This is a genomic window from Streptomyces sp. NPDC096105 (genome assembly GCF_044763335.1).
GTDB lineage: Bacteria > Actinomycetota > Actinomycetes > Streptomycetales > Streptomycetaceae > Streptomyces.
Map to the genome: position 1 here is coordinate 1 of NZ_JBIWGC010000010.1, position 26,269 is coordinate 26,269.

The 26,269-nt window shown below is 72.1% G+C and carries 25 protein-coding genes, 1 rRNA gene and 1 riboswitch; of the genes, 16 read left to right on the top strand and 10 right to left on the bottom strand.

Annotation, left to right across the window (positions count from 1 at the left end; genetic code table 11):
* The 11 genes from rrf to ACIQ8B_RS17555 all read left to right on the top strand — a co-directional run.
* Nucleotides 1-95, top strand: a 5S ribosomal RNA gene (rrf, locus tag ACIQ8B_RS17505); the annotation flags it as partial.
* A gap of 109 nt (nt 96-204) precedes the next feature.
* Nucleotides 205-813, top strand: a complete 609-nt coding sequence (locus ACIQ8B_RS17510) for a CDP-alcohol phosphatidyltransferase family protein (protein ID WP_106415211.1) — start codon at nt 205-207, stop codon at nt 811-813.
* A gap of 111 nt (nt 814-924) precedes the next feature.
* Entirely contained in the window at nt 925-3,420 is a 2,496-nt protein-coding gene (locus ACIQ8B_RS17515) for a mannose-1-phosphate guanyltransferase (RefSeq protein ID WP_290011063.1), read from the top strand.
* Between the two features lie 111 nt (nt 3,421-3,531).
* Nucleotides 3,532-4,434 carry a DUF881 domain-containing protein gene (locus tag ACIQ8B_RS17520; protein WP_403547735.1) on the top strand — a complete coding sequence of 301 codons (903 nt, stop codon included), beginning with the start codon at nt 3,532-3,534 and terminating at the stop codon, nt 4,432-4,434.
* Nucleotides 4,431-4,763: a small basic family protein gene (locus ACIQ8B_RS17525; RefSeq protein ID WP_006134295.1), complete on the top strand. Its 333-nt coding sequence runs from the start codon at nt 4,431-4,433 to the stop codon at nt 4,761-4,763. Before ACIQ8B_RS17520 ends, ACIQ8B_RS17525 begins: the two co-directional genes overlap by 4 nt.
* 5 nt (nt 4,764-4,768) lie before the next feature.
* Nucleotides 4,769-5,746, top strand: coding sequence for a DUF881 domain-containing protein (locus ACIQ8B_RS17530; RefSeq protein WP_403547737.1), 978 nt, complete (start codon nt 4,769-4,771; stop codon nt 5,744-5,746).
* A gap of 61 nt (nt 5,747-5,807) precedes the next feature.
* The gene (locus ACIQ8B_RS17535) at nt 5,808-6,734 is read left to right on the top strand and encodes an FHA domain-containing protein (protein WP_290011067.1); all 927 of its coding nucleotides are present in this window, start codon (nt 5,808-5,810) and stop codon (nt 6,732-6,734) included.
* Nucleotides 6,735-6,773: 39 nt separating this feature from the next.
* Nucleotides 6,774-7,514, top strand: a complete 741-nt coding sequence (locus tag ACIQ8B_RS17540) for a MerR family transcriptional regulator (protein ID WP_403547740.1) — start codon at nt 6,774-6,776, stop codon at nt 7,512-7,514.
* A gap of 83 nt (nt 7,515-7,597) precedes the next feature.
* Nucleotides 7,598-8,071, top strand: a complete 474-nt coding sequence (locus tag ACIQ8B_RS17545) for a bifunctional nuclease family protein (RefSeq protein ID WP_030833746.1) — start codon at nt 7,598-7,600, stop codon at nt 8,069-8,071.
* Nucleotides 8,072-8,259: 188 nt separating this feature from the next.
* Nucleotides 8,260-8,943 carry a MerR family transcriptional regulator gene (locus ACIQ8B_RS17550; RefSeq protein ID WP_403547742.1) on the top strand — a complete coding sequence of 228 codons (684 nt, stop codon included), beginning with the start codon at nt 8,260-8,262 and terminating at the stop codon, nt 8,941-8,943.
* 64 nt (nt 8,944-9,007) lie between these two features.
* A complete protein-coding gene (locus tag ACIQ8B_RS17555) occupies nt 9,008-10,390 on the top strand; it encodes a DNA polymerase IV (RefSeq protein ID WP_403547744.1) in 1,383 nt (460 codons plus the stop codon).
* 207 nt (nt 10,391-10,597) lie between these two features.
* On the opposite strand, the gene ACIQ8B_RS17560 is transcribed toward ACIQ8B_RS17555, so the two are convergent.
* Nucleotides 10,598-10,972: a PRC-barrel domain-containing protein gene (locus ACIQ8B_RS17560; RefSeq protein WP_106415219.1), complete on the bottom strand. Its 375-nt coding sequence runs from the start codon at nt 10,970-10,972 to the stop codon at nt 10,598-10,600.
* A 113-nt stretch (nt 10,973-11,085) separates the two neighbouring features.
* A riboswitch (glycine riboswitch) is annotated at nt 11,086-11,181 on the top strand.
* 174 nt (nt 11,182-11,355) lie between these two features.
* On the opposite strand from ACIQ8B_RS17560, the gene gcvP reads away from it, so the two are divergent.
* Nucleotides 11,356-14,241 (top strand): aminomethyl-transferring glycine dehydrogenase, encoded by a 2,886-nt coding sequence (gcvP, locus tag ACIQ8B_RS17565; RefSeq protein ID WP_403547746.1) that lies wholly within the window; start codon nt 11,356-11,358, stop codon nt 14,239-14,241.
* A 144-nt stretch (nt 14,242-14,385) separates the two neighbouring features.
* Here gcvP and ACIQ8B_RS17570 read toward each other — a convergent pair whose 3' ends face one another.
* Complete coding sequence (locus ACIQ8B_RS17570) at nt 14,386-15,045, bottom strand: TetR/AcrR family transcriptional regulator (RefSeq protein ID WP_403547748.1); 660 nt, start codon at nt 15,043-15,045, stop codon at nt 14,386-14,388.
* Between the two features lie 104 nt (nt 15,046-15,149).
* Here ACIQ8B_RS17570 and ACIQ8B_RS17575 point away from each other — a divergent pair, with 104 nt between their 5' ends.
* The gene (locus tag ACIQ8B_RS17575) at nt 15,150-15,818 is read left to right on the top strand and encodes a CatB-related O-acetyltransferase (RefSeq protein ID WP_403547750.1); all 669 of its coding nucleotides are present in this window, start codon (nt 15,150-15,152) and stop codon (nt 15,816-15,818) included.
* Nucleotides 15,819-15,882: 64 nt separating this feature from the next.
* Nucleotides 15,883-16,611, top strand: a complete 729-nt coding sequence (locus ACIQ8B_RS17580; protein WP_403547752.1) for a DUF5701 family protein — start codon at nt 15,883-15,885, stop codon at nt 16,609-16,611.
* On the opposite strand, the gene ACIQ8B_RS17585 is transcribed toward ACIQ8B_RS17580, so the two are convergent.
* From ACIQ8B_RS17585 to ACIQ8B_RS17615, 7 genes are all read right to left on the bottom strand, one after another.
* A complete protein-coding gene (locus tag ACIQ8B_RS17585; protein ID WP_403547754.1) occupies nt 16,599-17,729 on the bottom strand; it encodes an ABC transporter ATP-binding protein in 1,131 nt (376 codons plus the stop codon). The two genes, ACIQ8B_RS17580 and ACIQ8B_RS17585, sit on opposite strands and share 13 nt — an antisense overlap.
* A 1-nt stretch (nt 17,730) precedes the next feature.
* Nucleotides 17,731-18,561 (bottom strand): molybdate ABC transporter permease subunit, encoded by an 831-nt coding sequence (gene modB / locus ACIQ8B_RS17590; RefSeq protein ID WP_106415224.1) that lies wholly within the window; start codon nt 18,559-18,561, stop codon nt 17,731-17,733.
* Entirely contained in the window at nt 18,558-19,337 is a 780-nt protein-coding gene (gene modA / locus ACIQ8B_RS17595) for a molybdate ABC transporter substrate-binding protein (RefSeq protein WP_403547756.1), read from the bottom strand. The genes modB and modA overlap by 4 nt, the downstream gene beginning before the upstream one ends.
* Nucleotides 19,338-19,493: 156 nt before the next feature.
* Nucleotides 19,494-19,889 (bottom strand): molybdopterin-binding protein, encoded by a 396-nt coding sequence (locus ACIQ8B_RS17600; RefSeq protein WP_106416509.1) that lies wholly within the window; start codon nt 19,887-19,889, stop codon nt 19,494-19,496.
* Nucleotides 19,890-19,931: 42 nt separating this feature from the next.
* Nucleotides 19,932-20,960, bottom strand: coding sequence for a LacI family DNA-binding transcriptional regulator (locus ACIQ8B_RS17605; RefSeq protein WP_290011078.1), 1,029 nt, complete (start codon nt 20,958-20,960; stop codon nt 19,932-19,934).
* A gap of 249 nt (nt 20,961-21,209) precedes the next feature.
* Nucleotides 21,210-21,410 carry a DUF5999 family protein gene (locus ACIQ8B_RS17610; RefSeq protein ID WP_403547759.1) on the bottom strand — a complete coding sequence of 67 codons (201 nt, stop codon included), beginning with the start codon at nt 21,408-21,410 and terminating at the stop codon, nt 21,210-21,212.
* A 331-nt stretch (nt 21,411-21,741) separates the two neighbouring features.
* Entirely contained in the window at nt 21,742-22,326 is a 585-nt protein-coding gene (locus tag ACIQ8B_RS17615) for a hypothetical protein (RefSeq protein ID WP_106415227.1), read from the bottom strand.
* A gap of 562 nt (nt 22,327-22,888) precedes the next feature.
* Between ACIQ8B_RS17615 and ACIQ8B_RS17620 the strand changes: the two genes are divergently transcribed.
* Nucleotides 22,889-24,409 (top strand): glutamate--cysteine ligase, encoded by a 1,521-nt coding sequence (locus tag ACIQ8B_RS17620; protein WP_403547761.1) that lies wholly within the window; start codon nt 22,889-22,891, stop codon nt 24,407-24,409.
* A 79-nt stretch (nt 24,410-24,488) separates the two neighbouring features.
* Nucleotides 24,489-25,292: a CPBP family intramembrane glutamic endopeptidase gene (locus tag ACIQ8B_RS17625; RefSeq protein WP_403547763.1), complete on the top strand. Its 804-nt coding sequence runs from the start codon at nt 24,489-24,491 to the stop codon at nt 25,290-25,292.
* A gap of 59 nt (nt 25,293-25,351) precedes the next feature.
* On the opposite strand, the gene ACIQ8B_RS17630 is transcribed toward ACIQ8B_RS17625, so the two are convergent.
* Nucleotides 25,352-26,161, bottom strand: a complete 810-nt coding sequence (locus ACIQ8B_RS17630; protein WP_290011081.1) for a PhzF family phenazine biosynthesis protein — start codon at nt 26,159-26,161, stop codon at nt 25,352-25,354.
* Nucleotides 26,162-26,269: the final 108 nt, after the last annotated feature.

The following is a 26,269-nucleotide window of genomic DNA, read 5'->3' on the forward strand; positions in this document are numbered from 1 at the left end:
AAACGCCCGGTTACATTCCGAACCCGGAAGCTAAGCCTTACAGCGCCGATGGTACTGCAGGGGGGACCCTGTGGGAGAGTAGGACGCCGCCGAACTTCCTTTACAGCTCCGGCTCTCGGGCGAACAGCCCGAGAGCCGGAGCTTTTTTGCGTTGCGGTAGGGTCAGGGAGCATCGTAGAAACGTTTCCCACAGGAGGATCCCGGGTGGAGGTCCAGGAGACACGGGTCCAGACAGACCGTGTCCTCACCATCCCGAACGTGCTCAGCATGGCGCGGCTCGTCGGCGTACCCCTGTTCCTCTGGCTGATTCTGCGGCCGGAGTTCGGCGGGCCGAAGAGCGACGGCTGGGCGCTCCTGGTGCTGGCCTTCAGCGGCGTCAGCGACTACCTGGACGGCAAGCTCGCCCGTCGGTGGAATCAGATCAGCAGCCTCGGCCGGCTGCTCGATCCCGCGGCCGACCGGCTCTACATTCTCTCGACCCTGGTCGGACTCACCTGGCGGGAGATTCTGCCGCTCTGGCTGACCCTCGTGCTGCTGGCCCGGGAGCTGGTCCTCCTGGTCATGGTGGGCGTCCTGCGGCGCCACGGCTATCCGCCGCCGCAGGTGAACTTCTTGGGGAAGGCCGCGACCTTCAACCTGATGTACGCCTTCCCGCTGCTCCTGCTCAGTGACGGAAGTGGCTGGATTTCATCACTCGCTGCGATTTTCGGCTGGGCGTTCGCCGGATGGGGTACAACCCTCTATTGGTGGGCAGGAGTGCTGTATGTGGTCCAAGTCCGCCGCTTGATCCGTGCGGACACCATGGCCGATTGACTCGCTTCTTCACGCGCAACGTGGCGCGCGATGTCCCATGCTGGATAAGTGTGCGGCAAACCAGGCGGGTGTCGGCCAGACCGTCGTCTCTTCGAGGAGGACGCTTCCGACATGAAGGCCGTCGTGATGGCCGGGGGCGAAGGCACCCGTCTTCGCCCCATGACCTCAAGCATGCCCAAGCCGCTCCTGCCGGTGGCCAACCGGCCGATCATGGAGCACGTTCTGCGGCTGCTCAAAAGGCACGGGCTCAACGAAACCGTTGTGACCGTTCAGTTCCTTGCCTCACTCGTCAAGAACTACTTCGGTGACGGCGAGGAGCTCGGGATGGAGCTCACGTATGCCAATGAGGAGAAGCCACTCGGTACCGCCGGGAGCGTCAAGAACGCAGAGGAGGCATTGAAGGACGATGCCTTTCTCGTCATCTCCGGCGATGCCCTCACGGACTTCGACCTCACCGAGCTGATCAATTTTCACAAAGAAAAGGGTGCCCTGGTCACGGTCTGTCTGACCCGCGTGCCCAACCCGCTGGAATTCGGCATCACCATCGTCGACGACGAGGGCAAGGTCGAGCGCTTCCTCGAGAAGCCCACCTGGGGCCAGGTCTTCTCCGACACGGTGAACACCGGCATCTACGTCATGGAGCCGGAAGTCTTCGACTACGTCGAGCCCGACGTTCCCGTGGACTGGTCCGGCGACGTCTTCCCGCAGCTGATGAAGGAAGGCAAGCCCATCTACGGCTATGTCGCCGAGGGCTACTGGGAGGACGTCGGCACCCACGAGAGCTACGTCAAGGCGCAGGCCGACGTCCTCGAGGGCAAGGTCGACGTCGACCTCGACGGGTTCGAGATCTCGCCCGGCGTGTGGGTCGCCGAGGGCGCCGAGGTGCACCCCGACGCCGTGCTCCGCGGACCGCTCTACATCGGCGACTACGCCAAGGTCGAGGCCGGCGCGGAGATCCGCGAGCACACGGTCGTGGGCTCCAACGTCGTCGTCAAGAGCGGCGCCTTCCTGCACAAGGCCGTGGTGCACGACAACGTGTACGTCGGCCCGCACAGCAACCTGCGCGGCTGCGTCGTCGGCAAGAACACCGACATCATGCGCGCCGCGCGGATCGAGGACGGCGCGGTCATCGGCGACGAGTGCCTGATCGGTGAAGAATCGATCGTTCAGGGCAATGTTCGGGTCTATCCGTTCAAGACCATCGAGGCCGGTGCCTTCGTCAACACGTCGGTCATCTGGGAGTCCCGCGGTCAGGCGCACCTCTTCGGCGCCCGTGGCGTCTCCGGCATCCTGAACGTCGAGATCACCCCCGAGCTCGCCGTCCGCCTCGCCGGCGCCTACGCGACGACCCTGAAGAAGGGTTCGACCGTCACCACGGCCCGCGACCACTCCCGAGGCGCCCGGGCCCTGAAGCGCGCGGTCATCTCCGCGCTCCAGGCCAGCGCCATCGACGTACGCGACCTGGAGAACGTGCCCCTGCCCGTGGCCCGGCAGCAGACCGCGCGGGGCAGCGCCGGCGGCATCATGATCCGCACCACGCCGGGCGTGCCCGACTCCGTCGACATCATGTTCTTCGACGGGCAGGGCGCCGATCTGTCGCAGGGCAGCCAGCGCAAGCTGGACCGCGTCTTCGCGCGGCAGGAGTACCGGCGGGCCTTCCCCGGCGAGATCGGCGACCTGCACTTCCCGGCGAGCGTCTTCGACTCCTACACCGGGTCGCTGCTGCGCAACGTCGACACCACCGGTATCGCCGAGTCCGGGCTGAAGGTCGTCGTCGACGCGTCCAACGGCAGTGCCGGCCTGGTCCTGCCCAGCCTGCTCGGCAAGCTGGGCGTCGACTCACTGACCATCAACCCCGGTCTGGACGAGTCCCGGCCCACCGAGACGGCCGACATGCGCCGCGCCGGCCTGGTCCGGCTCGGGGAGATCGTGGCGTCCTCCGGTGCTGCCTTCGGCGTGCGGTTCGACCCCGTCGGTGAGCGGCTGTCGCTGGTCGACGAGAAGGGGCGGATCGTCGAGGACGACCGGGCGCTGCTCGTCATGCTCGACCTGGTCGCCTCCGAGCGGCGCAGCGGCCGCGTCGCGCTGCCGGTGACCACCACGCGGATCGCCGAGCAGGTGGCGGCGTACCACGGCACGCAGGTGGAGTGGACGACCACGTCGCCCGACGATCTGACCCGGGTCGGCCGCGAGGAGGGGACGATCTTCGGCGGCGACGGCAAGGGCGGCTTCATCGTCCCCGAGTTCAGCGGCGTCTACGACGGCACCGCGGCGTTCGTCCGGCTCATCGGGCTGGTGGCGCGGACCCAGCTGACGTTGAGCCAGATCGACGCCCGGATCCCGCGGGCGCATGTTCTCAAGCGGGACCTGGCGACCCCGTGGGCCGTCAAGGGCCTCGTCATGCGGCGGGTCGTCGAGGCGGCCGGAGACCGCTACGTGGACACCACCGACGGCGTGCGCGTGGTGGAGGCCGACGGACGCTGGGTCATGGTGCTGCCCGACCCGGCCGAGGCGGTCACCCACCTGTGGGCCGAGGGGCCCGACGACGCCTCCGCGCAGGCGCTCCTCGACGAGTGGTCGGCGATCGTGGACAGCGCGGGCAGGTGACCGTCCCGTAAGAGACGAGGTGACCGGCGGCGTGCCGGACCGGTGCCCCGGAAGGGGCCCGTCCGGCACGCCGCCGGGTCTGTTCGGAAGTACGGGGCGAGGCGTGCGACGATGTGCGGCATGCCGCAGCAACCCCCCGTTCGGAGCACGGCCGCGCGGCCCGCGCGCCCGGACGCGTCCATGTCGTTGATCACCAACGTGATGGACCACAGCCTCGACGACGGTTACGCCGAGGCCGCCGCCCGGAAGCGGAGCGAGGGGACCGGCGGCCTGCCGAAGACCCTGCGGGCGAAGCTCGGTCTGGCCGCGGGGCTGGTCCTCGCCGCGTGCGTCGTCACCGTCGGCGCGGCCCAGGCCCGGGTCGCCGCTCCGGCCGTCGCCAAGGAGCGCGAGGAGCTGATCGACCGGATCGACGAGGAGACCGCGGCCGCCGACCGGCTCGAGGAGAGCATCGAGGAGCTGCGCGCGGAGGTCAGCGCACGGCAGCGGGAGGCGCTGAGGGACAGCGGCGGTGACCGGTCGACGCTCATGGGCATCCTGTCGGGCGCCACGCCCGTCCACGGACCGGGCGTGCGGCTCGTGGTGAACGACGCCGAGGACAGCGGCGGCGGCGGTGACGGTGACCCCCGCTCCACCTCCGGGTTCTCCGACACCGGGCGGGTCCGGGACCGTGATCTCCAGCGGGTGGTCAACGGGCTCTGGGAGTCCGGCGCGGAGGCCGTCTCCGTCAACGGGCGGCGGTTGACCGCCCTGTCGGCGATCAGGGCCGCGGGAGACGCGATACTGGTCGACAACAAGCCGCTGGTGCCGCCGTACACGGTGCTCGCGGTGGGGGACGGCGAGGAGCTCGGCGACCGGTTCCAGAACAGCGCCGACGGTCTGTATCTGCACGTCCTGCAGGAGAACTACGGCATCCGGACGGCCCTGTCCGCGGAGGACGACGTCCGGCTGCCCGCCGCAACGAGTGTGACCGTACGAACCGCACAGCCGATAACCGAGAAGGACGCATCGTGATCGCCGTACTGGGCCTCATCGTGGGAGTGGTGGCCGGCCTGTTGGTCCGGCCCGAGGTGCCGGCGGTCGTCGAGCCCTACTTGCCGATCGCCGTCGTGGCCGCGTTGGACGCCGTGTTCGGCGGCCTGCGCGCCATGCTCGACGGGATCTTCGACGACAAGGTCTTCGTGGTGTCGTTCCTGTCGAACGTCGTCGTGGCCGCGCTGATCGTGTTCCTCGGCGACAAGCTGGGCGTGGGTGCGCAGCTCTCCACGGGTGTGGTCGTCGTCCTCGGCATCCGCATCTTCTCCAACGCCGCGGCGATCCGCCGGCACGTGTTCCGGGCGTGAGGCCGATGAGCGAGCGCGAACAGCCCGAGACGACGCGCCCGGCGGTGACCCCGCCGCGGACCGCCCCCGGCACACCCGTGTCCGTCCCCGGCACGCCGCCCCCGGCCGGGCTGCGCCGGGAACTGCCCGCGGAGGTGCCCCCGGCCGCGCCCGAGAGGAACGGCGGGACCGAGGCGTCCCGCGCGTCTCACCCGTCCGAGGCGTTCCAGCCGCGTCAGACGCCCGGGGAGCCCGTCGCCGACGAGCCGGGCGGCCCTGTGCTGACCGGGCGGCAGCGGCTCGTGGACGGACTGTGGCCGCCGCGCGTGACCCGGGCCCAACTGATCGTCGCCCTGCTGTTGTTCGGACTCGGGTTCGGTCTCGCCGTCCAGGTCGCCTCCACCAGCGACACGGACGGCGCGCTGCACGGCGCGCGCCAGGAGGATCTTGTGCGCATCCTCGATGAACTCGACGACCGTACCGAGCGTCTTGAAGACGAGAAGCAGGGTCTCGAGAAGCAGCGGGAGGAGCTGGAGAACAGCTCCGACCAGGCCGAGGAGGCGCGCAGGCAGACGATCGAGAAGGAACGGCAACTCGGCGTCCTCGCGGGCACCGTGGCCGCGCAGGGGCCCGGCATCGAGATGACCGTGGAGGACACGAAGGGGACGGTCGAGTCGGACATGCTGCTCGACGCCATCCAGGAGCTGCGCGCCGCGGGCGCGGAGGCGATCCAGGTGAACGGGGTGCGCGTGGTGGCCGGCACGTATCTGTCGGACGTGGACGGGGGAGTCTCCGTGGACGGGAACAAGATCAAGTCCCCGTATCGTTTCAAGGTCATCGGCAAGCCGCAGGACCTGGAGCCGGCGCTCAACATCCCCGGAGGCGTGGTGCAGACGCTCGAGAAGGAACAGGCCACCGTTACCGTGGAGCGGTCGGACAAGATCGTTGTGGACGCCTTGCGAGCGCCGGAGCGGCCTGACTACGCTCGGTCGTCCTCGCGGTGAACCGGGGGTGCATGGGGGGCGTCCGGCCAGGGCATGAGGTTGCGGGGGGTCGGCGCACCGAATGGGTGGTGCGTGGTGGAAACTGTCTGGCGGAGGCGGACGTTGTGAAGATGTCCGGGTCGGCCAATGTGTTCAGTCAGGGTTCGTCCTGCCCCACGGGCGGGTCTGTTTCGGTCAAGGGGAATCGCCCGTGAAGTTGTTTGGGAAGTTGTTCGGCAAGAGCGCGCGGCGAGAGGACGGCGACAGCGCGACCGCTCGTCACCGCGCACAGCCCGGTGCGGAACACCAGCGTCCGCTGTTCCGGGACGAGACCGGCGGGGCCTTCGCCGACCCTGCGCAGTCGGGCGGCATAGGTTCTGGACAGCCGTCGGGCCCGGGTGCGGGCGGGGGCTACTCCGACCCGTACGCGTCCCCCGCCCCCGGCGGGCAGCCGCGGCAGGAGGATCCGTCCATGTCGGTCCTGGTGTGTTCGAGGTGCGGCAACCGCAACGCGGAGAGCAGCCGTTTCTGTTCCCACTGCGGTGCGCCGCTGAAGCCGGGCGTCGCCCCGGAGCGCCCCTCCGAGACGACGTCCACGATCTCCATCTCCGGTCTTGAGGCCTACGACTCCGAGACCACGGGGCAGACCCAGCTGCCCGCGCTCTCTCCGGAGGCGCAGGCGGCCGTCGACGCGCTGCCGGTGGGCTCCGCCCTGCTGGTCGTGCGCCGCGGGCCGAACTCGGGCAGCCGCTTCCTGCTGGACGGCGACCTGACCACGGCCGGGCGTCACCCGCAGAGCGACATTTTCCTCGACGACGTGACGGTGTCCCGCCGCCACGTCGAGTTCCGCCGCAGCCCGGACGGCTCGTTCACCGTCGCCGACGTCGGCAGCCTGAACGGCACCTACGTCAACCGCGAGCGGATCGACCAGGTCGCCCTGTCCAACGGCGACGAGGTGCAGATCGGCAAGTACCGGCTGGTCTTCTACGCGAGCCAGCGGGGCTACTGACCTCCCCGGGCACGGCCCGGGGAACTCCAGGAAGGGTCCATGCAGCAAACACCGAGCGGCGGTGCCGGCGACGGCGCCGCCGCCGCGGACACCGGACTGCTGAGCATCGGTGCGGTGCTGAACGTGCTGCGCGAGGAGTTTCCCGAGGTCACCATCTCCAAGATCCGCTTCCTGGAGTCGGAAGGGCTCGTCGAGCCGCGCCGCACCCCGTCGGGGTACCGCAAGTTCAGCGCGGAGGACGTCGAGCGTCTCGGCCATGTGCTGCGCATGCAGCGCGATCACTACCTGCCGCTCAAGGTGATCCGGGAGCACCTGGCGGCCATGGAACGCGGCGAGGCCGTCCCGCTGCCGGCGCTGAGCCGTCCGGGTGACGGCGAGGACCCCGCCGAGTGCGTCCAGGACAGGCCCACGGCGGCCCGCATCGGGCGCAGCCAGCTGCTTGCCGCCGCCGGGGTGGACGAGCAGCGGCTCGCCGAGTGGGAGTCGTACGGACTGCTCTCCCCGGTGGGCGAGGGCGTGTACGACGCGGAGGCGGTCACCGTCGCCGGTCTCCTCACGGAACTGGGGCGGTACGGGATCGAGCCGCGCCATCTGCGGGCCATGAAGGCGGCCGCCGAGCGGGAGGCCGGGCTGGTGGAGCAGGTCGTCGCGCCGCTGCGGCGCCACCGCAACCCGCAGACCAGGACCCACGCCGAGGACCGCACCAAGGAACTGGCCGGCCTCACGACGAAGCTGCACGCGGCGCTGGTGGGGTCGGTGCTGGGGGTGCGGCTGCCCTGAGAGGGCAGCACAGCCCGGCCGGATCGGCCACCCGATCCCGGCCCGACTACCCAAACGTCCCGGGCACGGCCTAGGGTTGCTGTGTGAACGAGCTCGATGTCGTAGGTGTCCGGGTCGAAATGCCCTCCAACCAACCGATCGTGCTGTTGCGTGAAGTGGGCGGCGACCGCTACCTCCCCATCTGGATCGGCCCCGGGGAGGCGACGGCCATCGCCTTCGCCCAGCAGGGCATGGCGCCCGCACGGCCGCTGACCCACGACCTGTTCAAGGACGTGCTGGAGGCCGTGGGACAGGAGCTCACGGAAGTGCGCATCACCGACCTGCGGGAAGGTGTGTTCTACGCCGAGCTGGTCTTCGCCAGCGGGGTCGAGGTGAGCGCCCGTCCGTCCGACGCCATAGCGCTCGCCCTGCGCACGGGGACCCCGATCTACGGAAGCGACACGGTGCTCGACGACGCCGGGATCGCCATTCCGGACGAGCAGGAGGACGAGGTGGAGAAGTTCCGCGAGTTCCTCGACCAGATCTCGCCCGAGGACTTCGGGAGCAGCAACCAGTGAGCCGGCGCCCCGGGGCCCCGCCGCGGTCGCGGTCCGTGCCGAAGGCATTCGGCTAGCCTTTCCCCGCGGTGGGGCACGGGAAACCACTCTTAGGGTGATTATCACTCGGCGTGCCGAGTGTGGCGATCGTTGACGCACCCTTGGTGACTGCCTACCGTCGAGGAGGCAGGTCAAGGACGGAGGTCGGCGTGAGAAGCAGCGGCGACGGTACGGCTGGGGGTGCCCCCGGACGCGTTTTCGGGGCGGGCGGGCCGTATCCTCCCCAGAGCTCTCCGCTCCGCTCGGGCGGGGGCCATCCCGCGCGTGGCGGTGCGATCGATCCCGCTCCGCAGCGACCGACGGCTGTGCCGAGCGGCGGAGGGGCGGCGGCCATGGCGACCGAGGAGATCGGCTACCGCGGGCCCACAGCGTGCGCCGCGGCCGGCATCACCTACCGCCAGCTCGACTACTGGGCGCGTACGGGCCTGGTCGAGCCGAGCGTGCGCCCGGCCCACGGGTCCGGCACGCAGCGGCTGTACAGCTTCCGCGACGTCGTCGTGCTGAAGATCGTCAAACGGTTCCTGGACACGGGCGTGTCCCTGCAGAATATCCGCACCGCGGTCCAGCACCTGCGCGAACGGGGCTTCAGCGACCTGGAACGCATGACGCTGATGAGCGACGGCGCCACGGTCTACGAGTGCACCTCGCCCGACGAGGTCCACGCGTTGCTCCAGGGCGGCCAGGGCGTCTTCGGCATCGCCGTGGGCGTGGTGTGGCGCGACGTCGAGAGCGCGTTGTCGCAGTTGCACGGCGAGCGCGTCGACACGGGCGAGACCCTGATCGGCCACAACCCGATGGACGAGCTGGCCCGGCGCAGGAACCGGGCGGTCTGAGCCGGCGCCGCGCGGTGCCCGCCCGACGCGCACGTTGTCAGTGGCGTAGGGCAGCATCGGGGACGTGAGATCCGCTCCCACGATCCTGCATCTCGACATGGATGCCTTCTACGCCTCGGTGGAGCAGGCGTCCAAACCGAGTCTGCGCGGCAAGGCCGTGATCGTGGGCGGACTCGGCCCCCGTGGCGTGGTCGCCACCGCCTCCTACGAGGCCCGCGTCTTCGGCGTCCGTTCCGCGATGCCCATGTCCCAGGCCCGCCGGCTCGCGCCGAACGCCGCGTACCTGGTGCCCCGGTTCGCGCTGTACCGCTCGATCAGCGACCAGGTGATGGCGCTGCTGCGGGCCCTGTCGCCCCTGGTGGAGCCGCTCAGCCTCGACGAGGCCTTCGTCGATCTGGAGGCCGGGGGCGCGGCATGGGACGAGCGGTCGGCGCGGCTGGCCGGCACGAAGCTGCGCGCCGACATCCGGGCGGTCACGGGGCTGACCGGCTCGGTGGGGCTCGCCGCCTCCAAGATGCTGGCGAAGATCGCGTCGGAGCAGGCGAAGCCGGACGGGCTGGTCGTGATCGAGCCCGGGACGGAGCGGGCGATGCTCGAGCCGATGCCGGTGCGGGTCCTGCCGGGCGTCGGGCCCGCCACCGGCGACCACCTGCGGCGGGCGGGCATCCACACGGTCGGCGAGATCGCCGAGGCGGGCGAGGACGAACTGGTGCGGCTGCTGGGCAAGGCCCACGGGCACGCGCTGTACGCGATGGCGCTGGCCCGTGACGACCGGCCCGTCGTCGCCGAGCGGGAGACGAAGTCGGTGTCCGTCGAGGACACCTACGACGTGGACATCCACGACCGGGTGCGGGTCGGACTGGAGGTCCAGCGGCTCGCCGACCGCTGCGTGCGCCGGCTGCGCGGCGCGGGACTGTCCGGACGCACCATCGTCCTGAAGGTACGCCGGTACGACTTCTCGACGCTGACCCGGTCCGAGACGCTGCGGGGCCCCACCGACGATCCGGCGGTCGTCCGGGAGGCGGCGGCGCGGCTGCTGGACTCGGTGGACACCACGGGCGGCGTCCGGCTCCTCGGCGTCGGGGTCAGCGGGCTGGCCGACTACACGCAGGAGGACCTGTTCGCCCAGGCGGCGGGCACCGCGGGCGCGGGAGAGGAGGAGCCGCAGGGCGAGGAGTCCGAGGCCACGCCCGAGACGCGCCCGGAGGCCCCCGCCGGGCGGCACTGGCCCGCCGGACACGACGTCCGGCACGCGGAGTACGGGCACGGGTGGGTGCAGGGCAGCGGGCTGGGACGGGTGACCGTCCGCTTCGAGACACCCGGCTCGGCGCCGGGCCGCGTGAAGACGTTCCGGGTCGACGACCCGGCACTGGAACCGGCGGATCCGCTGCCGCTCGTGGAAGGGCCACCGCGCGTGGCCGAGGGGGCGGGGGGCAGTCGCCGGTGACGTTCGCGGTGTACCGGGTCGTGCTCCCGAAGAAGCATGGTCCGGTGCGCCTGGCGCTTGGACGGAGGGGGCCCGTGACGGTCGCGGGACAGCTGCCGGTGCCTGTGGCCCTCGGCCCGGCCGCATCCGTGGCGCGGCCGGGTGAGGGGAGCCGTGGCTCCGGGCCGACCCGGCACAGGGCTCACCAGGCCGCCGCCTCCGGTGGCGTCAGCCGCGTTCCTCCTGGCCCGCCAGCTTGCCGAAGTCGCGGTCGGGGAGCGGGGGAGGGGAGCCCACGTCCAGGCCGTAGTGGTGGTAGAGCTGGAGCTCCTGCTCCGGGGACAGGTGGCGGCCGACGCCGAAGTCGGGGGCGTCCTTGATGAGGGACCGCTCGAACGGCACGTGCAGGGCCCCGTCGATCAGCTCGCTGGGTTCCAGGGGCACGAAGGCGTCCCGGCTGAACAGCCCGGTGCGTATCGCGGCCCATTCGGGCACGCCGGTGGCGTCGTCGAGGTAGACCTCGTCGATCGTGCCGATCCGGGTGCCGTTGCGGTCGTACGCCTTGCGGCCGATGAGGTGACGCGGGTCGATGTCGGTCTGCACGGGCCCTCCACTCGACGCGAACTCATGCGATAGCACAACGAAAAGGCACAATCGGCGGGACGGCCACTCGAAGGTCCGGGTCCGGGCCTCGCTGGTAGGCTGGCAACGGCCGCTGACCCCGTGCGGGAGAGTCCTCCAGGCACCACCGGAGGCGCCGAAGGAGCAAATCCTCCCCGGAATCTCTCAGGCACACGTACCGCACGGACGAGGTCACTCTGGAAAGCAGGGCGGGTGTCGACGGCTTCCGCTCTCACCGACGGTGAAAACCGGACCGCCCGCGGCGTTCCGGTGAAACTCTCAGGTTGAGATGACAGAGGGGGAGGCCGTCCGGGCACCTGCGCCGTGGTGCCCCTCGAAGGTCGTCGGACCAGGAGGCCTCCTCAATGACTGCCCCCCGTACCCCGCTCTCCGAGCTCGAACAGGGAATCCCCTTCGAGCAGCGCCACATCGGCCCCGACCACGAGGCCCGGGCGAAGATGCTGGCCCAGGTGGGCTACGGCTCGCTCGACGAGCTGACCGCCGCCGCCGTGCCCGACGTGATCAAGAACGCCGACGCGCTGGACCTGCCCGGCGCCCGGAGCGAGGCCGAGGTGCTCGCCGAGCTGCGCGCCCTCGCCAGCCGCAACCAGGTGCTCGGCTCCATGATCGGCCTGGGCTACTACGGCACCTTCACCCCGCCCGTCATCCTGCGCAACGTGATGGAGAACCCCGCCTGGTACACGGCCTACACGCCGTACCAGCCGGAGATCTCGCAGGGCCGGCTCGAGGCGCTGCTGAACTTCCAGACGATGGTCGCCGAGCTCACCGGCCTGCCGACGTCCGGCGCCTCGCTGCTGGACGAGGGCACCGCGGCCGCCGAGGCGATGGCGCTGTCCCGGCGCATGGGGAAGAACAAGAAGGGCCTCTTCCTGGTCGACGCGGACGCCCTGCCGCAGACCATCGCCGTGATCGAGACCCGCGCCGAGCCGACCGGCGTGGAGGTCGTCGTCGCCGACCTGGCCGACGGCATCCCCGCCGAGCTCGCCGACCGTGAGATCAACGGCGTCCTGATCCAGTACCCGGGCGCCTCCGGCGTCGTCCGGGACATCAAGCCGGTCATCGACCAGGCGCACGAGCGGGGCGCGCTCGTCACCGTCGCCGCCGACCTGCTCGCCCTCACCCTGCTGAAGTCCCCCGGCGAGCTGGGCGCGGACATCGCGGTCGGCACCACGCAGCGGTTCGGCGTCCCGATGGGCTTCGGCGGACCGCACGCCGGCTACATGGCCGTCCAGGAGAAGATGGCCCGCAGCCTGCCCGGCCGTCTCGTCGGCGTCTCCGTCGACGCCGACGGCGACAAGGCGTACCGCCTGGCGCTGCAGACGCGTGAGCAGCACATCCGCCGCGAGAAGGCCACCAGCAACATCTGCACCGCGCAGGTGCTGCTCGCCGTCATGGCCGGCATGTACGCCGTCTACCACGGTCCCGACGGCCTGCGGACCATCGCCCGCCGCACCCACCGCTACGCCGCGATCCTCGCCGAGGGGCTGCGCTCCGGCGGCGCCGAGGTCGTGCACGGCTCCTACTTCGACACCCTCACCGTGCGGGTCGCCGGGCGGGCCGCCGAGGTCGTCGCCGCCGCCCGCGACCACGGCGTGAACCTGCGCCTCGTCGACGCCGACACCGTCTCCGTCGCCTGCGACGAGACCACCACCCGCGACCGGATCGCCGCCGTGTGGCGCGCCTTCGGCGTCGAGGCCGACGTCGAGGCCCTGGACGCCGCCGCGCAGGACGCCCTGCCGGAGGCGCTGCTGCGCTCCGACGAGTTCCTGACCCACCCGGTCTTCCACCAGCACCGCTCCGAGACGGCCATGCTGCGTTACCTGCGCCGCCTCGCCGACCGCGACTACGCGCTGGACCGCGGCATGATCCCGCTGGGCTCCTGCACCATGAAGCTCAACGCGACCACCGAGATGGAGCCGATCACCTGGCCCGAGTTCGGACAGCTGCACCCCTTCGCGCCCGCCGAGCAGGCCGCCGGATACCTCACGCTCATCCGTGAGCTGGAGGAGCGGCTCGCCGAGGTCACCGGTTACGACAAGGTGTCCCTCCAGCCCAACGCCGGGTCCCAGGGCGAGCTGGCCGGACTGCTCGCGGTGCGGGGCTACCACCGCGCCAACGGCGACGACCAGCGCACCGTCTGCCTGATCCCGTCCTCCGCGCACGGCACCAACGCGGCCAGCGCGGTCATGGCCGGCATGAAGGTCGTCGTCGTCAGGACCGCCGACGACGGCGAGGTCGACGTCGAGGACCTGCGCGCCAAGATCGAGCAGTACCGCGACCAGCTGGCGGTACTGATGATCACCTACCCGTCGACGCACGGGGTGTTCGAGGAGCACGTCGCCGACATCTGCGCGGCGGTGCACGAGGCGGGCGGCCAGGTCTACGTGGACGGCGCCAACCTCAACGCCCTGGTCGGCCTGGCCAAGCCGGGCCACTTCGGCGGCGACGTCTCGCACCTGAACCTGCACAAGACGTTCTGCATCCCGCACGGCGGCGGCGGCCCCGGCGTCGGCCCGGTCGGCGTCCGCGCGCACCTGGCGCCGTACCTGCCGAACCACCCGATGCAGCCCGAGGCGGGGCCGGAGACCGGGGTCGGCCCGATCTCGGCGGCGCCCTGGGGCTCGGCGGGCATCCTGCCCATCTCCTGGGCGTACGTCCGGCTCATGGGCGGCGCGGGCCTCAAGCGGGCCACGCAGGTGGCGGTGCTCAGCGCCAACTACATCGCCAAGCGCCTGGAGCCGTACTACCCGGTGCTCTACACCGGCCCCGGCGGGCTGGTGGCGCACGAGTGCATCATCGACCTGCGCCCGCTGACCAAGGCGACCGGCGTCAGCGTGGACGACGTGGCCAAGCGGCTGATCGACTACGGCTTCCACGCGCCGACGATGTCCTTCCCGGTGGCCGGGACGCTGATGATCGAACCGACCGAGTCCGAGGACCTGGCCGAGCTGGACCGGTTCTGCGAGACGATGATCGCCATCCGTGCGGAGATCGAGAAGGTCGGCTCGGGCGAGTGGCCCGCCGAGGACAACCCGCTGCGCAACGCCCCGCACACCGCCGCCGCGCTCGGCGGGGAGTGGGAGCACGCGTACACCCGCGAGGAGGCGGTCTTCCCGGTCGGCGTGAACGCCGCGGACAAGTACTGGCCGCCGGTGCGGCGCATCGACCAGGCCTTCGGCGACCGGAACCTGGTGTGCTCCTGCCCGCCGCTGGACGCGTACGAGGACTGACGCCCTCCTGAGAGCGCGGTCCCGTGTGCCCGACGCGGCACGCGGAGCCGTGCCGTCGGGGCGCGTGAGCGCCCGGCCGGGCATTCCCCGGCCGGGCGCTCACGCGTCTGCGGGCCCGGTCCAGGGGTACGGGGGCGTGGGTCGTCAGGCGGCGCCGAGGGTTCCGACGGACGGTTCCAGCAGGTCGAAGGCGCGGGTCGCCTCCGGCGCGACCGTCGCCTCGATCTCCTCAGCGGGCAGCCCGGCGAGGGTGAGCTGCTGGATGCGCTGGAACAGGAGACGGTGGACCGCGCCCAGGAGACCGGCGGCCGTGCGGATCACGATGTCGTCGGCCGGCACGTTCTCGGCCGCGGCGAGTGCCTCGGCCAGTGCCTCCTCCCGGCGGTCGTGCAGGCCGCGCACACAGGTGGTGAGGGTGGGGCTGTCGGCCACCATCCGGGCGAACTCCGGGCCGGTGAAGCCGCTCACCGGATCGTGGGCGGCGAGTGCCTCGGTGAAGGCGCGGCGCAGCGCGCCCAGGGCGGACTCGCCGGGCCTCCGGGCGGCCACCGACGAGGCCAGGCTCGCGACGAAGGCGTCCTGGTGGTCGAGGGCCAGGTCTTCCTTGCGGGCGAAGTAGTTGGTGACCGTCTTCTTCGACACGCGCGCGGCGTCGGCGATCTCCGCGATGGTCGTGGCGTCGAAGCCCTGCCGGAGGAAGAGACGGGTGGCCTGGTCGGAGATGTGCTGACGGGTCTCCTGCTTCTTGACCTCGCGCAGGCCGCCCGCGGACCGTGACGACGTGCTGTCGTGTTGGCTACTCATGGGCGAATCTTACTACCGTAGTATTTTTCTATTGACACCTTTCGTGAGTCGAGCGTAATTTTACTTCCGACGTAAGAATCGACCAGTCCTACGGGGGACCTCTCGTGACCGATCCTGCCGTTCTGCACCCCCTGCCGGAGCACGAGCGCGTCGTGTTCCTCAAGCCGCTGATCACCTCCCCGTCGATCGAGGTGGGCGAGTTCACCTACTACGACGACCCCGACGGGGCGACGGAGTTCGAGCGGCGCAACGTCCTCTACGCCTACGGTCCGGAAAAGCTGATCATCGGCCGGTTCTGCGCCGTGGCCGCCGGTACCCGCTTCCTGATGGCCGGGGCGGCACACCCGACGATGGGGGTGTCCACCTACCCGTTCACCATGTTCGGCGGGGAGTGGGCCGACCGGACCCTCGATCTGGTCACCGCCATGCCCAGCCGCGGGGACACGGTGGTCGGCAACGACGTCTGGTTCGGCTACGGGGCCACCGTCATGCCGGGCGTGCGCATCGGCGACGGCGCCGTCATCGCCGCCGGGGCCGTCGTCACGGCCGACGTGGCGCCGTACACCGTGGTCGGCGGCAACCCCGCCCGTCCGATCCGGCAGCGCCACAGCGACGCGGACGTGGCGCTCCTGCGGGAAGCGGCCTGGTGGGACTGGCCCGTCGACGTGATCACCCGCCACGTGCGCACCATCATGGCCGGTACTCCCGCGGAGATCAGCGCGATCGCCGCCCGTGGGACAGGCAGCCGTGGCGACGCCCCCGCCACGTCCTGACCGCCCCGGCGAACGCCTCCACCGCCCCCTCACCGCCCGGAACTCCCCGGCAAGGAGCCACGCATTGACCGACACCCCCTCCACCACCCCCAGCCCGCCGCCCCCGCTGCCCCCGCTGTCGGCCCAGGCCGACCGCCTGATCCGGCTCGGCCTGCACACGCACGCGGGGATACCGGCCGGAGAGATCCGCTCCTTCGCCGAACGGCACTCCGCGGCGGGCCGGGACACCCTGCTGGCCCTCCACCCCGACCGTGTCCCCGCCTCGGTCCTCGCGCCGTTGCTGCGCCACGCCGGCAAGCCCGGCTTCGTCGTCACGGACATGCCGGACGTCGACCGTTTCACACCCCAGGGGATCGACCTGCCCGACGCCCCCCTCTACACGGTCGCGGGTGTCGACCGGGGTGATCACCTGGCCGACTGGAGCCCGGAGGAGGCCCTGCCCGCGCTCACCGGGAAGGGCCGCACCCCACTGCTGCTCAGCGAGGGCATCCACTGGGTGCTTCAGCAGCCCGAGGCCCTGGAGCGCAACCGCTGCTTCATGACCATCGGCTCCCGGCTGCGCAAGCCGAACGGGAGGTTCGACGCCCGCACGCCCGCGATCTGGATCAGCAACGGCACCGGCCGCGACGGCCGGGACCGGCGCGACGCCCCGAAGGTCGGCTGGTGCTGGTGGGGCAACCGCCACACCTGGCTCGGCTTCGCCTCCGCGACGGGCCGCGAGACCCGACGGCCCGCCTCCGCACCTGCGGGCGACCGGTCACCGCGTCGCGCGGGCGGGGGCTACGCCGGGTAGGCGTGGGTCTGGGCCGCCTTGACGGCCGCCCAGACCGGGGCGCCCGGGCGCAGGTCGAGTTCGGCGGCGGCCCCCGTGGTCAGGTCGGCGGCCAGGGAGAGCTCACCGGTCAGTTCGGCGCGGATCTGGTCGCCGTGGGTCTCCAGGCCGGCGACCTCGCAGCGCCACAGGTTGCGGGCACTGGTCCCGCCGGGGCGCTCCCCGTACAGCGTGACCGCGCCGGGCGGGAACGCGACGAAGGCGGGCCCGGTCAGATCCTCGCTGGTGGTGATGGCGGGACCCCCGGGGATCCGGACCGTGTGGCCGTCGGCCCGGCCGCGGTAGAGGTTCAGGCCGACCAACTGGGCGATGTACTCGGTGCGCGGGCGGCGGGCGATGTCCGTGGGCGTGCCCTCCTGGACGGTCCGCCCCTGCTCCACGACGACGAGCCGGCCGGCCAGCACCATCGCGTCCAGCGGATCGTGCGTCACCAGGACGGCCACGGCCTCGAAGGCGGCCAGGTGCCGCCGCAGCTCGGCCCGGACCTCGAGTCGCGTCCGGGCGTCCAGCGCCGCCAGCGGTTCGTCCAGGAGCAGCAGCCGGGGGCGGGTGGCCAGGGCGCGGGCCAGGGCCACGCGCTGTGCCTGGCCGCCGGAGAGCCGGCGGGGCTTGGCGCCGGCGTGGTCGGCCAGCCCCATGCGGTCCAGCCACTCGGCGGCCAGGGCCCGGGCCTGCGCCTTTCCGGCGCCCCGGCAGCGCGGCCCGAAGGCCACGTTGTCGAGCGCGGTCAGGTGCGGGAAGAGCAGGTAGTCCTGGAAGACGACGCCCACCGGGCGGTCCTCGGGCGGCGCGTCGCGCAGGTCCCGACCGTCCAGCCTCAGGTGACCGCCCGAGAGGGGGGCGAGGCCCGCCAGGGCGCGCAACGCGGTGGACTTCCCGGCACCGTTCGGGCCGAGCAGCGCGATCACCTCCCCGGGCGCGGCGCGCAGCGAGACGTCCAGCCGGAAGGAGCCCCGGTCCACGACCAGCCGGGCGTCGAGTCCGTCGGCGGGGGCACGTCCGGCAGGGGTGTGCGCCCCGGCGGGGGCGGTCCCGGCGGCGGGACCCCCGGAACGCTCCGGCATCTCCTCGGGCACCATGTCAGACCGTCCTCGTCCACCGGTCGCGCAGCGCGGCCAGCACGGCGACGGACACCGCCAGCAGGACCAGGCTCAGGGCGATCGCCGCCGCCGGGTCGTTCTGCAGGGCGAGGTACACGGCGAGCGGCATGGTCTGGGTGCGGCCGGGGAAGTTCCCCGCGAAGGTGATCGTGGCACCGAACTCCCCGAGGGCCCTCGCCCAGGCCAGCACGGCGCCGGCCGCGACGCCGGGGACGATCAGCGGCAGGGTGACCCGGCGGAACGCGGTGAAGCGGGACGCGCCCAGGGTGGCCGCCGCCTCCTCGAACCGCGGGTCGGCGGCCCGCAGCGTGCCCTCGACGCTGATCACCAGGAACGGCAGCGCGACGAAGGTCTCCGCGAGGACGACACCGGCGGTGGTGAACGGCAGGGTGACGCCGAACCACTCGTCCAGCCACCGCCCCACGATGCCGTTGCGGCCCAGCGCCAGCAGCAGGGCGACGCCGCCGACCACCGGCGGCAGCACCAGCGGGAGCGTCACCAGGGCGCGGACCAGGCTCCGCCCGGGGAAGTCGGTGCGGGCCAGCAGCCACGCCAGCGGCACCCCGACGACCAGGCTGAGCGCGGTCGCCGTGGTCGCGCAGACCAGCGACAGGCGCAGCGCGTCCCAGACCGCCGGGCTGGTCAGCTGCTCGGGCAGGTCACGCCAGGGCGCCCGTACGACGAGGGCCAGCAGGGGCACCAGGAGGAACGCCAGGCCGATCAGGGCGGGCGCGAGGAGGGCGAGCGGGACACCGCGGCCCGGGGTGCGCGGCCGCCGCGCCGCGCGGACTGCTTCCCGGGCGGCGGTCACGGCGCGAGGAATCCCGCCCGGCCGAGCGTTTTCCGGCCGTCCGGCGATGTCACGAACGCGACGAAGGCCTCGGCCGCCGCGGGGTTCGGGGCGGCCTCCAGCCGGGCGATCGGGTAGGCGTTGACGGCCTGCGCGGCCTCCGGGAAGTCCACGCCCTCCACCGTGTCACCGGCCGCCCTCACATCCGTGCGGTACACGACGGCGGCGTCCGCCTCCTTCAGCCGCACCTTGGTCAGCGCGCCCTTCACGTCCTGCTCGTAGGAGGCGGGCGTGACCTCGACCCCGGCCGCCGTGAGGGCCTTCCGGGCGGCGGCCCCGCAGGGCACCGTCCCGTCGCAGAGGACGACCTTCAGGCCGGGCGCGGCCAGGTCGGCGAGGGAGTCGATGCCGTGCGGGTTGCCGGGGGCGGTGGCGATGGCCAGGCGGTTGCGCGCGAAGGCGACCGGGTCGCCCGCCGTGAGTTCCTCGTCCGTGACGCGCCGCATCGTGGCGGGGCTGGCGGCGGCGAAGACGTCGGCGGGGGCGCCGCCCACGATTCCGGCGGCGAGGGAGTCGCTGCCGTTGAAATTGAAGGCCACCTCGGTGCCGGGGTGTTCCTTCTCGAACCGCTCGCCCAGGGCCGTGAAGCTCTCCTTCAGCGAGGCGGCGGCGAAGACGGTGACGGTGCCGCTCGGACTTCCGCCGCCGCTCCCTGACGAGGAGCAGGCGGTGAGCCCGGGGGCGGCGAGGAGGGCGAGGGCGACGACACCGGCGGTCCGGCGGGCGGAACGGATCATCCGAGTGCACTCCCTCGCGGCGGGCGTCTACGGGGACGCTCACCCCGCTCCCCTTCATTGTGACGCATCCGCGAGGCTAAGAGTGCCTGTCTTGTCGCACGAGCGAGGGTCAGACGGTGATCGGGTCCGCATGTGCGTCTCCACAGGAGCCGCGTGTCAGGTGCGGTCGACATGGACGTTCGTCGACTTCACCCGGGCCGTGGCCTCCACGCCGACCTCCAGGCCCAGTTCCTCGACCGCCTCCCGCGTGAGCAGGGAGACCAGGCGGTGCGGTCCGGCCTGGATCTCCACCTGGGCCGCGACGTCACCGAGCTTGACCGCCGTGACGATGCCGGGGAACGCGTTGCGGGCCGAGGTGTACGGGGTGTCCTCCTCGGTCGTGGCCGCCTTGGCCAGCTCGACGGAGAACGCCGCCAGGTCGCGGCCGTCGATCACTCGCCGTCCGGCGTCGTCGCGTCGGGTGGTGAGGCGTCCCGCGTCCGCCCAGCGTCGCGCGGTGTCGGGGCTGACGCCGAGCAGCCGCGCTGCCTGGCCGATCGTGTAGGACTGCATGCCGGTCACGATAGGGCGCGGCGGCCGGTGCGGGCGTACCGCCTACGGCGCGGGCGGCGCCGTGCTCGCGCGCACCACCAGGTCGGTGCCGAGCTCCACGCGGGGTGAGTCCGGCTGCTCGCCGCGGGTGAGGCGGAGCACCGTACGGACGGCGAGGGCGCCCATGTCGGCGAGCGGCTGGCGGACCGTGGTGAGCGGCGGAGCCGACCAGCGCACCTCCGGCAGGTCGTCGAAGCCGACCACGCTCATGTCCTGCGGCACCCGCAGTCCCCGGCCGCGCAGCGCCTCGATCGCCCCGAGCGCCATCTGGTCGCTGGCGGCGAAGACCGCCGTGGGCGGTTCCGGCAGGTCCAGCAGGGTGTGGCAGCCCGCGTAGCCGGACTCGGGGCGGAAGTCGCCGGGGGCCACGAGGGTGTCGTCGGGGGTGACGCCCGCGCCCTCCAGCGCGGCGCGGTAGCCGTCCAGGCGGGCCCGGGAGCAGAGCAGCCGCGGCGGGCCGGCGATCAGGCCGATCCTGCGGTGCCCGAGGGACAGCAGATGCTGGGTGGCCGCCAGGCCGCCGGACCAGTTGGCGGCGCCGATGGTGGGGACGTCCAGGCCGGGGGAGCCGTCCGGGTCCACGACCACCAGCGGGACGCCCAGGATGCGCAGCTCCTCGTGCAGCGAGGACTCCAGGGCGGAGGTGACGAGGATGACGCCGTCGGAGGCGCGCGCCCGCAGGTTGCGGATCCACTCGCGCGCGTCGCCGGAACGCCCGTGGATCGCCGACACCACGGTGCCCACCCCGGCGGTGTGGGCCTCCTCCTCGACCCCGCGGATGATCTCCACGGCCCAGGGGCTGTCGAGGTCGTTGAAGACCAGGTCGAGCAGCGCGGCCCGCGAGGGCGAGGAGGCGGGGCGCCGGCGGTAGCCGTGGCGGCGCAGCAGGTCCTCGACGCGGGCGCGGGTCCGCGGGGAGACGTCGGAGCGGCCGTTGACCACGCGGGAGACGGTCGGGACGGAGACCCCGGCCTGCCGGGCGATCTCGGTGATCGTGACCCTGCTCCCGGCGTCGTCCTCCTGTGCTGCCACTTGCCCCTCCTCCGAGACGGAACCCGCGAAACCTCCAGAAGTCTTCCGGAGGACGGGCGCGTGGGGAAAGGCGGCTCCGGTCGCACGGCGGCTGCCGCCTGCGCCTTCCGGGGCGGCCGTCACCGTGCCCTTCCGCGGGGCCGCGGCGGATGAGGAGCCGTGCACACGCCGCGGAGCCGGGTCGCGGGGGCGTCCCGCGGCCCGGCCCCCTGTGTCGCCCCGGGCGGTCCCCGTCCCGCCCGGCCCTGCTCAGGCGGACGTCAGCGTGACGCCCCGGGACCGCTGCGGGGCGATGATCCTGCCGTCGGGCAGGAGTTCACCGGTGTCCTCGAAGAGCACGACACCGTTGCACAGCAGGCTCCAGCCCTGCTCCGGGTGGTGCGCCACGAGACGGGCGGATTCCCGGTCGGCGGAGTCGGCTGAGGGACACGGTGGCTGGTGCTGGCACATGGGTGGGTTCTTTCGCTCTGTGATGACCTGTGAGTGGGCTGTCGTGTCAGTTGCGCGGCGTGAATCGTCGTTCATGGCCGCCCCCCGTGGCGATGAGTCGGTCGGGATCCAGTGTTGCCCCGCGGACGAGGATCCGCAGGCATTTCGCGGCACCGCTCCTCACCGGTTCAGGACGCGTCACCCACGCGGACGGTTCATCCCAACCGCACTGTCCTTTCGGGTGGTTCGCAGTGGCCGGATGGGGCTAGTCCGTACGCACGCTCCCCGCCGCCCGACGCCCGTGCCCCGCCGCCCGGGACGCGGGCGACGGGGCACGGACCGAGAGGGCGGGTCAGGCCGGGGAGCCGAGCAGCCGGGTGGGCGTCACGCGGTGGGTCAGCACCGGGAGCAGATCCGTGACCCGGTGCGGCCGGTGGGCCGCGATGCCGGGCGGGGCCGGCGCCAGCGGCACCAGCAGGTCGTCCGCGGCCGGGACGCCGGCGGCGCCGTCGGCCTCCGTGTCGCCGTGCAGCCACAGCGCCAGCATGTACAGGCCGGGCACCGACAGCAGCCGGGGCTGGTACGGCCGGCCCATGGCCTCCGCCTGGCGCAGCGCGAGTTCGGTGGACGTGATGTACGGGCCTTCGAAGAAGCGGGAGAAGGCCCATCCGTCGGCGGTGAGCACGGTGTCGGCGGCGGCCACCGCGCGATCGCCGGTACGGATCAGGAAGCGCCACCCGGCGAGCGTCGTCGAGGTCTCGCCGTCGGCGGTGACCCGGTCGAGGACGTGCACCGGCAGCGGGAGCTCGGGTGAGGCGGGCCCCTGGGCGCGGAGCAGGGAGGGAGTTCGGGCGTCGCGCACGGCGGTCGGCGACGAGAGCGCGGTCAGGACGGAACGCAGTGCGGGCGCGGGAGCCGGGGGTACGTGCAGCGGCATGGTGGGTCGCCTCTCATTCGAAGGCACAGTGGCGCGAGGGCGGGGCGTGCGGTGCGGACGGCGCTGTCAGCTCGCGAAGGTCAGAGAGGCAGGGGCCCGGAGGGTCTGAGCGGGAGACGGGGGTGAGGAGAGCCGCACGCCGTCTCACGGCTGGATCACTCGACCGTGGGCGCCCACCTGGATCTGCCTTGTGCAGTGAGTTTATACGACACGGATTGAGATTATGTTTCGTCTAGCTCTCCCCGGTGACCCGGGCAAGGATATTTCAGGTCGGCGATATGCGAAAAAGATGCCGATTTCCCAAAGGGTTCACCGCACTGACCTCGGGCCATGACCGCCGTACGGTCGGCCCATTCCGGTCGGCGTTTTCACGAGTTCGCAACCGCGTGGTGATACGCCTTCCCGCGTATTGCCCCGTGAATGTGCCACTGGACACCTCGACAGAGTAGCGGGCGCCACATGCATCCGGGGCGTTATCGATCGCATCCATGGGGCATCCTTGCTTGTGGACCGGGACCCCGGCGGCCGATCTTCGGTACGCCATCCGAGGAGGGACGCTTCGATGGGGGAAAAGGTCGTGGCGGGTCAGTTCGACCTGTCCGATCGCCAGCGCTACCGCGAGAAGCTCCACAGGTGCCTGACGGGCCTGGAGCGACTCCTGACGGAGAAGCGGTTCGACCGCCCCAAGAACCTGATGGGGCTGGAGATCGAACTCAATCTCGCGGGCGCCGACGGCATGCCGAGAATGTTGAATGCGCAAGTCCTCGAGCGCATCGCGAGCCGTGACTTCCAAACGGAACTCGCGATGTTCAACCTGGAAGTGAACATCGCTCCCCACCGGCTGGGCGGGCGCGTTTTCGACCGGCTCGACGAGGAACTGCGGACCTCGCTCGCCTACGCCGACCGCAAGGCCGAAGAGGTGGACGCGGGCATCGTGATGATCGGCATTCTGCCGACGCTCGACCGCGACGACCTCGTCTCCTCCAACCTCTCCGACGTCGACCGCTACGCGCTGCTCAACGAACAGATCGTGGCCGCGCGCGGTGAGGACTTCACCCTCGACATCGACGGCGTGGAGCACCTCAGGTGCACCTCGAAGTCGATCGCCCCGGAGGCCGCCTGCACCTCGGTGCAGCTGCACCTCCAGGTCACGCCGGAACGGTTCCCCGACGTGTGGAACGCGGCGCAGGCCGTCGCCGCCGCGCAGATCGCCGTCGGCGCCAACTCGCCCTTCCTGTTCGGCCGCGAACTGTGGCGCGAGTCCCGGCCGCCGCTCTTCCAGCAGTCCACCGACACCCGCCCGCCCGAGCTGCAGGCGCAGGGTGTGCGGCCGCGCACCTGGTTCGGGGAGCGCTGGGTGACGTCGGCGTTCGACCTCTTCGAGGAGAACCTGCGCTACTTCCCGGCCCTGCTGCCCATCTGCGACGACGAGGACCCGCTCGAGGTGCTGGACCGCGGCGGCGTGCCCTCGCTCGCCGAGCTCGTCCTGCACAACGGCACCGTCTACCGCTGGAACCGCCCCGTCTACGACATCGCCGACGGCGTCCCCCACTTGCGCGTGGAGAACCGCGTGCTGCCCGCGGGACCGACCGTGACCGACGTGGTGGCCAACGCGGCCTTCTACTACGGCGTCGTCCGCGCCCTCGCCGAGGACGCCCGCCCGGTGTGGAGCCGGCTGCCCTTCGAGGCCGCCGCCGCCAACTTCGACGCCGCCTGCAAGGACGGCATCGACGCCCGCTTCACCTGGCCCCGGCGCGGACGCCTCGGCGGTCTGGGCGAGGTGGACGCGGTCACCCTCGTACGGGAGGAGCTGCTGCCGCTCGCCGAGGCCGGGCTGGACGCGTGGGGCATCGAGCCCGCCGACCGGGACCGGTACCTCGGGGTGATCGAGGAGCGCTGCCGGCGGCGGGTCAACGGCGCGTCCTGGCAGGCCGCGACGTTCCACCGGGCGCTGGACCTCGGGCTCGGCCGGGAGGAGGCGCTGGCGGCCACCACCCGCCGCTACCGCGAGCTGACCCGGCAGGGCGACCCCGTGCACACCTGGCCGGTCGGGCTGCCCGAACCGGCGCCGACGAGGGCCTGACCGCGGTCCCGGACCCGCGGCCGGCCGTACAGGTCCTGCCTTCATACTGATCGGACCGGTCGGTGATGTGGAGGCAGGAGTGCAGGCGGAGGCGGCGGGCCCGGGGGCCGATGCGTATCCGGAGCGGACCCTCTCGCGGAGGACGCTGCGCGACGAGACACTGCTCGTCCTCGCGCTGTCGCTCGGCGCGAGCGGGGTGTCCGCGCTGATCAGTTTCATCGGCTCGGTCACCAGACCGGGCGGTCTGAAGGACCAGGCGGCCACCCTCAACGCCTCGGCCGCGCCGGGCCGCCCCTGGCTGGACCTGGCCTGGCAGCTGTTCGGCATCACCACCGCGCTGGTGCCGGTGGCCCTGGTCGCGCACCTGCTGCTGCGCGAGGGCTCCGGACTGCGCGCCCTCGGCTTCGACCGCACCCGGCCCTGGTCCGACCTCGGCCGCGGCGCCGCGATCGCGGCGGTCATCGGCAGCAGCGGCATCGCCTTCTACCTGGCCGTGCGCGCGCTCGGCTTCAATCTCACCGTGGTGCCGGAGGCGCTGCCCGAGGTGTGGTGGAAGTACCCCGTGCTGATCCTGTCGGCCGCGCAGAACTCGGTCCTCGAGGAGGTCCTCGTCGTCGGCTATCTGCTGCGCCGGCTCGACCAGCTCGGCTGGTCGCCCACCGCCTCGATGGCGGGCAGCGCGGTGCTGCGCGGCTCGTACCACCTCTACCAGGGCATCGGCGGCTTCATCGGCAACATGGTCATGGGCGTGGTGTTCGTGTACCTGTACCGCCGCTGGGGACGCGTCGGGCCGCTGGTGGCCGCGCACACGCTCCTCGACATCGGCGCGTTCGTCGGCTATGCGCTGCTCGCGGGCAAGGTCGGCTGGCTGCCGACGGCGTGAGCCGGACGAAGGGGGCGTACGGGCCGGTCGGTCGTACGCCCCCTTCGTCGTACCGGGGGTCAGACCAGCAGGTCGCCCTCGATGACCGTCACCGCCCGGCCGCCGAGCAGGGTGCGGGCGCCACGCACCTCGGTGCGGACGAGGCCGGAGCGCGGTGAGGCCTGGAGCCCGGTGAGGACGGCACGTCCGAGCCGCTGCGACCAGTACGGGGCGAGCGCGGTGTGCGCGCTTCCGGTGACCGCGTCCTCGTCGATGCCGACGTTGGGGAAGAAGCAGCGCGAGACGAAGTCGTGGGCCGCGTCCGGGTCTCCGGCGCGGGCGGTGGCGATGATCCCGCGCTCGGAGTAGGTCTTCAGAGCCTTGTGGTCGGGCCGCAGGGCGTGCACGGTCCGCTCGTCGGCCAGCTCGACGAGCAGGTCGCCGACGTTCGGGCCGGTGTCGAAGGCGGACAGGACGGGGGCGCCGAGCGCCTCCGCGACGCCCTCGGGCACGTCGACGGCGGTGAGCGGGGCGGTGGGGAAGTCCAGGGTGACGGTGCCGTCCTCCTCCGGCTCGGCGACCAGCACGCCGCTGCGCGTGGCGAACCGCACCGGCCCCTTGTGGGCGCCGGTGGTGTGCAGGACGTGCGCGGTGGCGAGCGTGGCGTGGCCGCACATGGCCACTTCGGTGACCGGCGTGAACCAGCGCAACGCCCAGTCGGCCTCGCCGCCCTCGGGCAGCGGGTGGGCGAAGGCCGTCTCGGGGTGGTTGACCTCCAGGGCGACGTCCTGCAGCCAGGAGTCCTCCGGGAAGGCATCGAGGAGCAGCACTCCGGCCGGGTTGCCGCTGAAGGGACGGTCGGTGAAGGCATCGACGATTCGGATCCGCATGCCTCAGACGGTAGAGGGCGGGCGGGCGGCCCGGGGGAGCGGGCCGATGCGCGGGTGGCGGCCTTGATGCGGGGGCGGGGGAGTCACCGCGCGGCGGGTCCGGTGCCG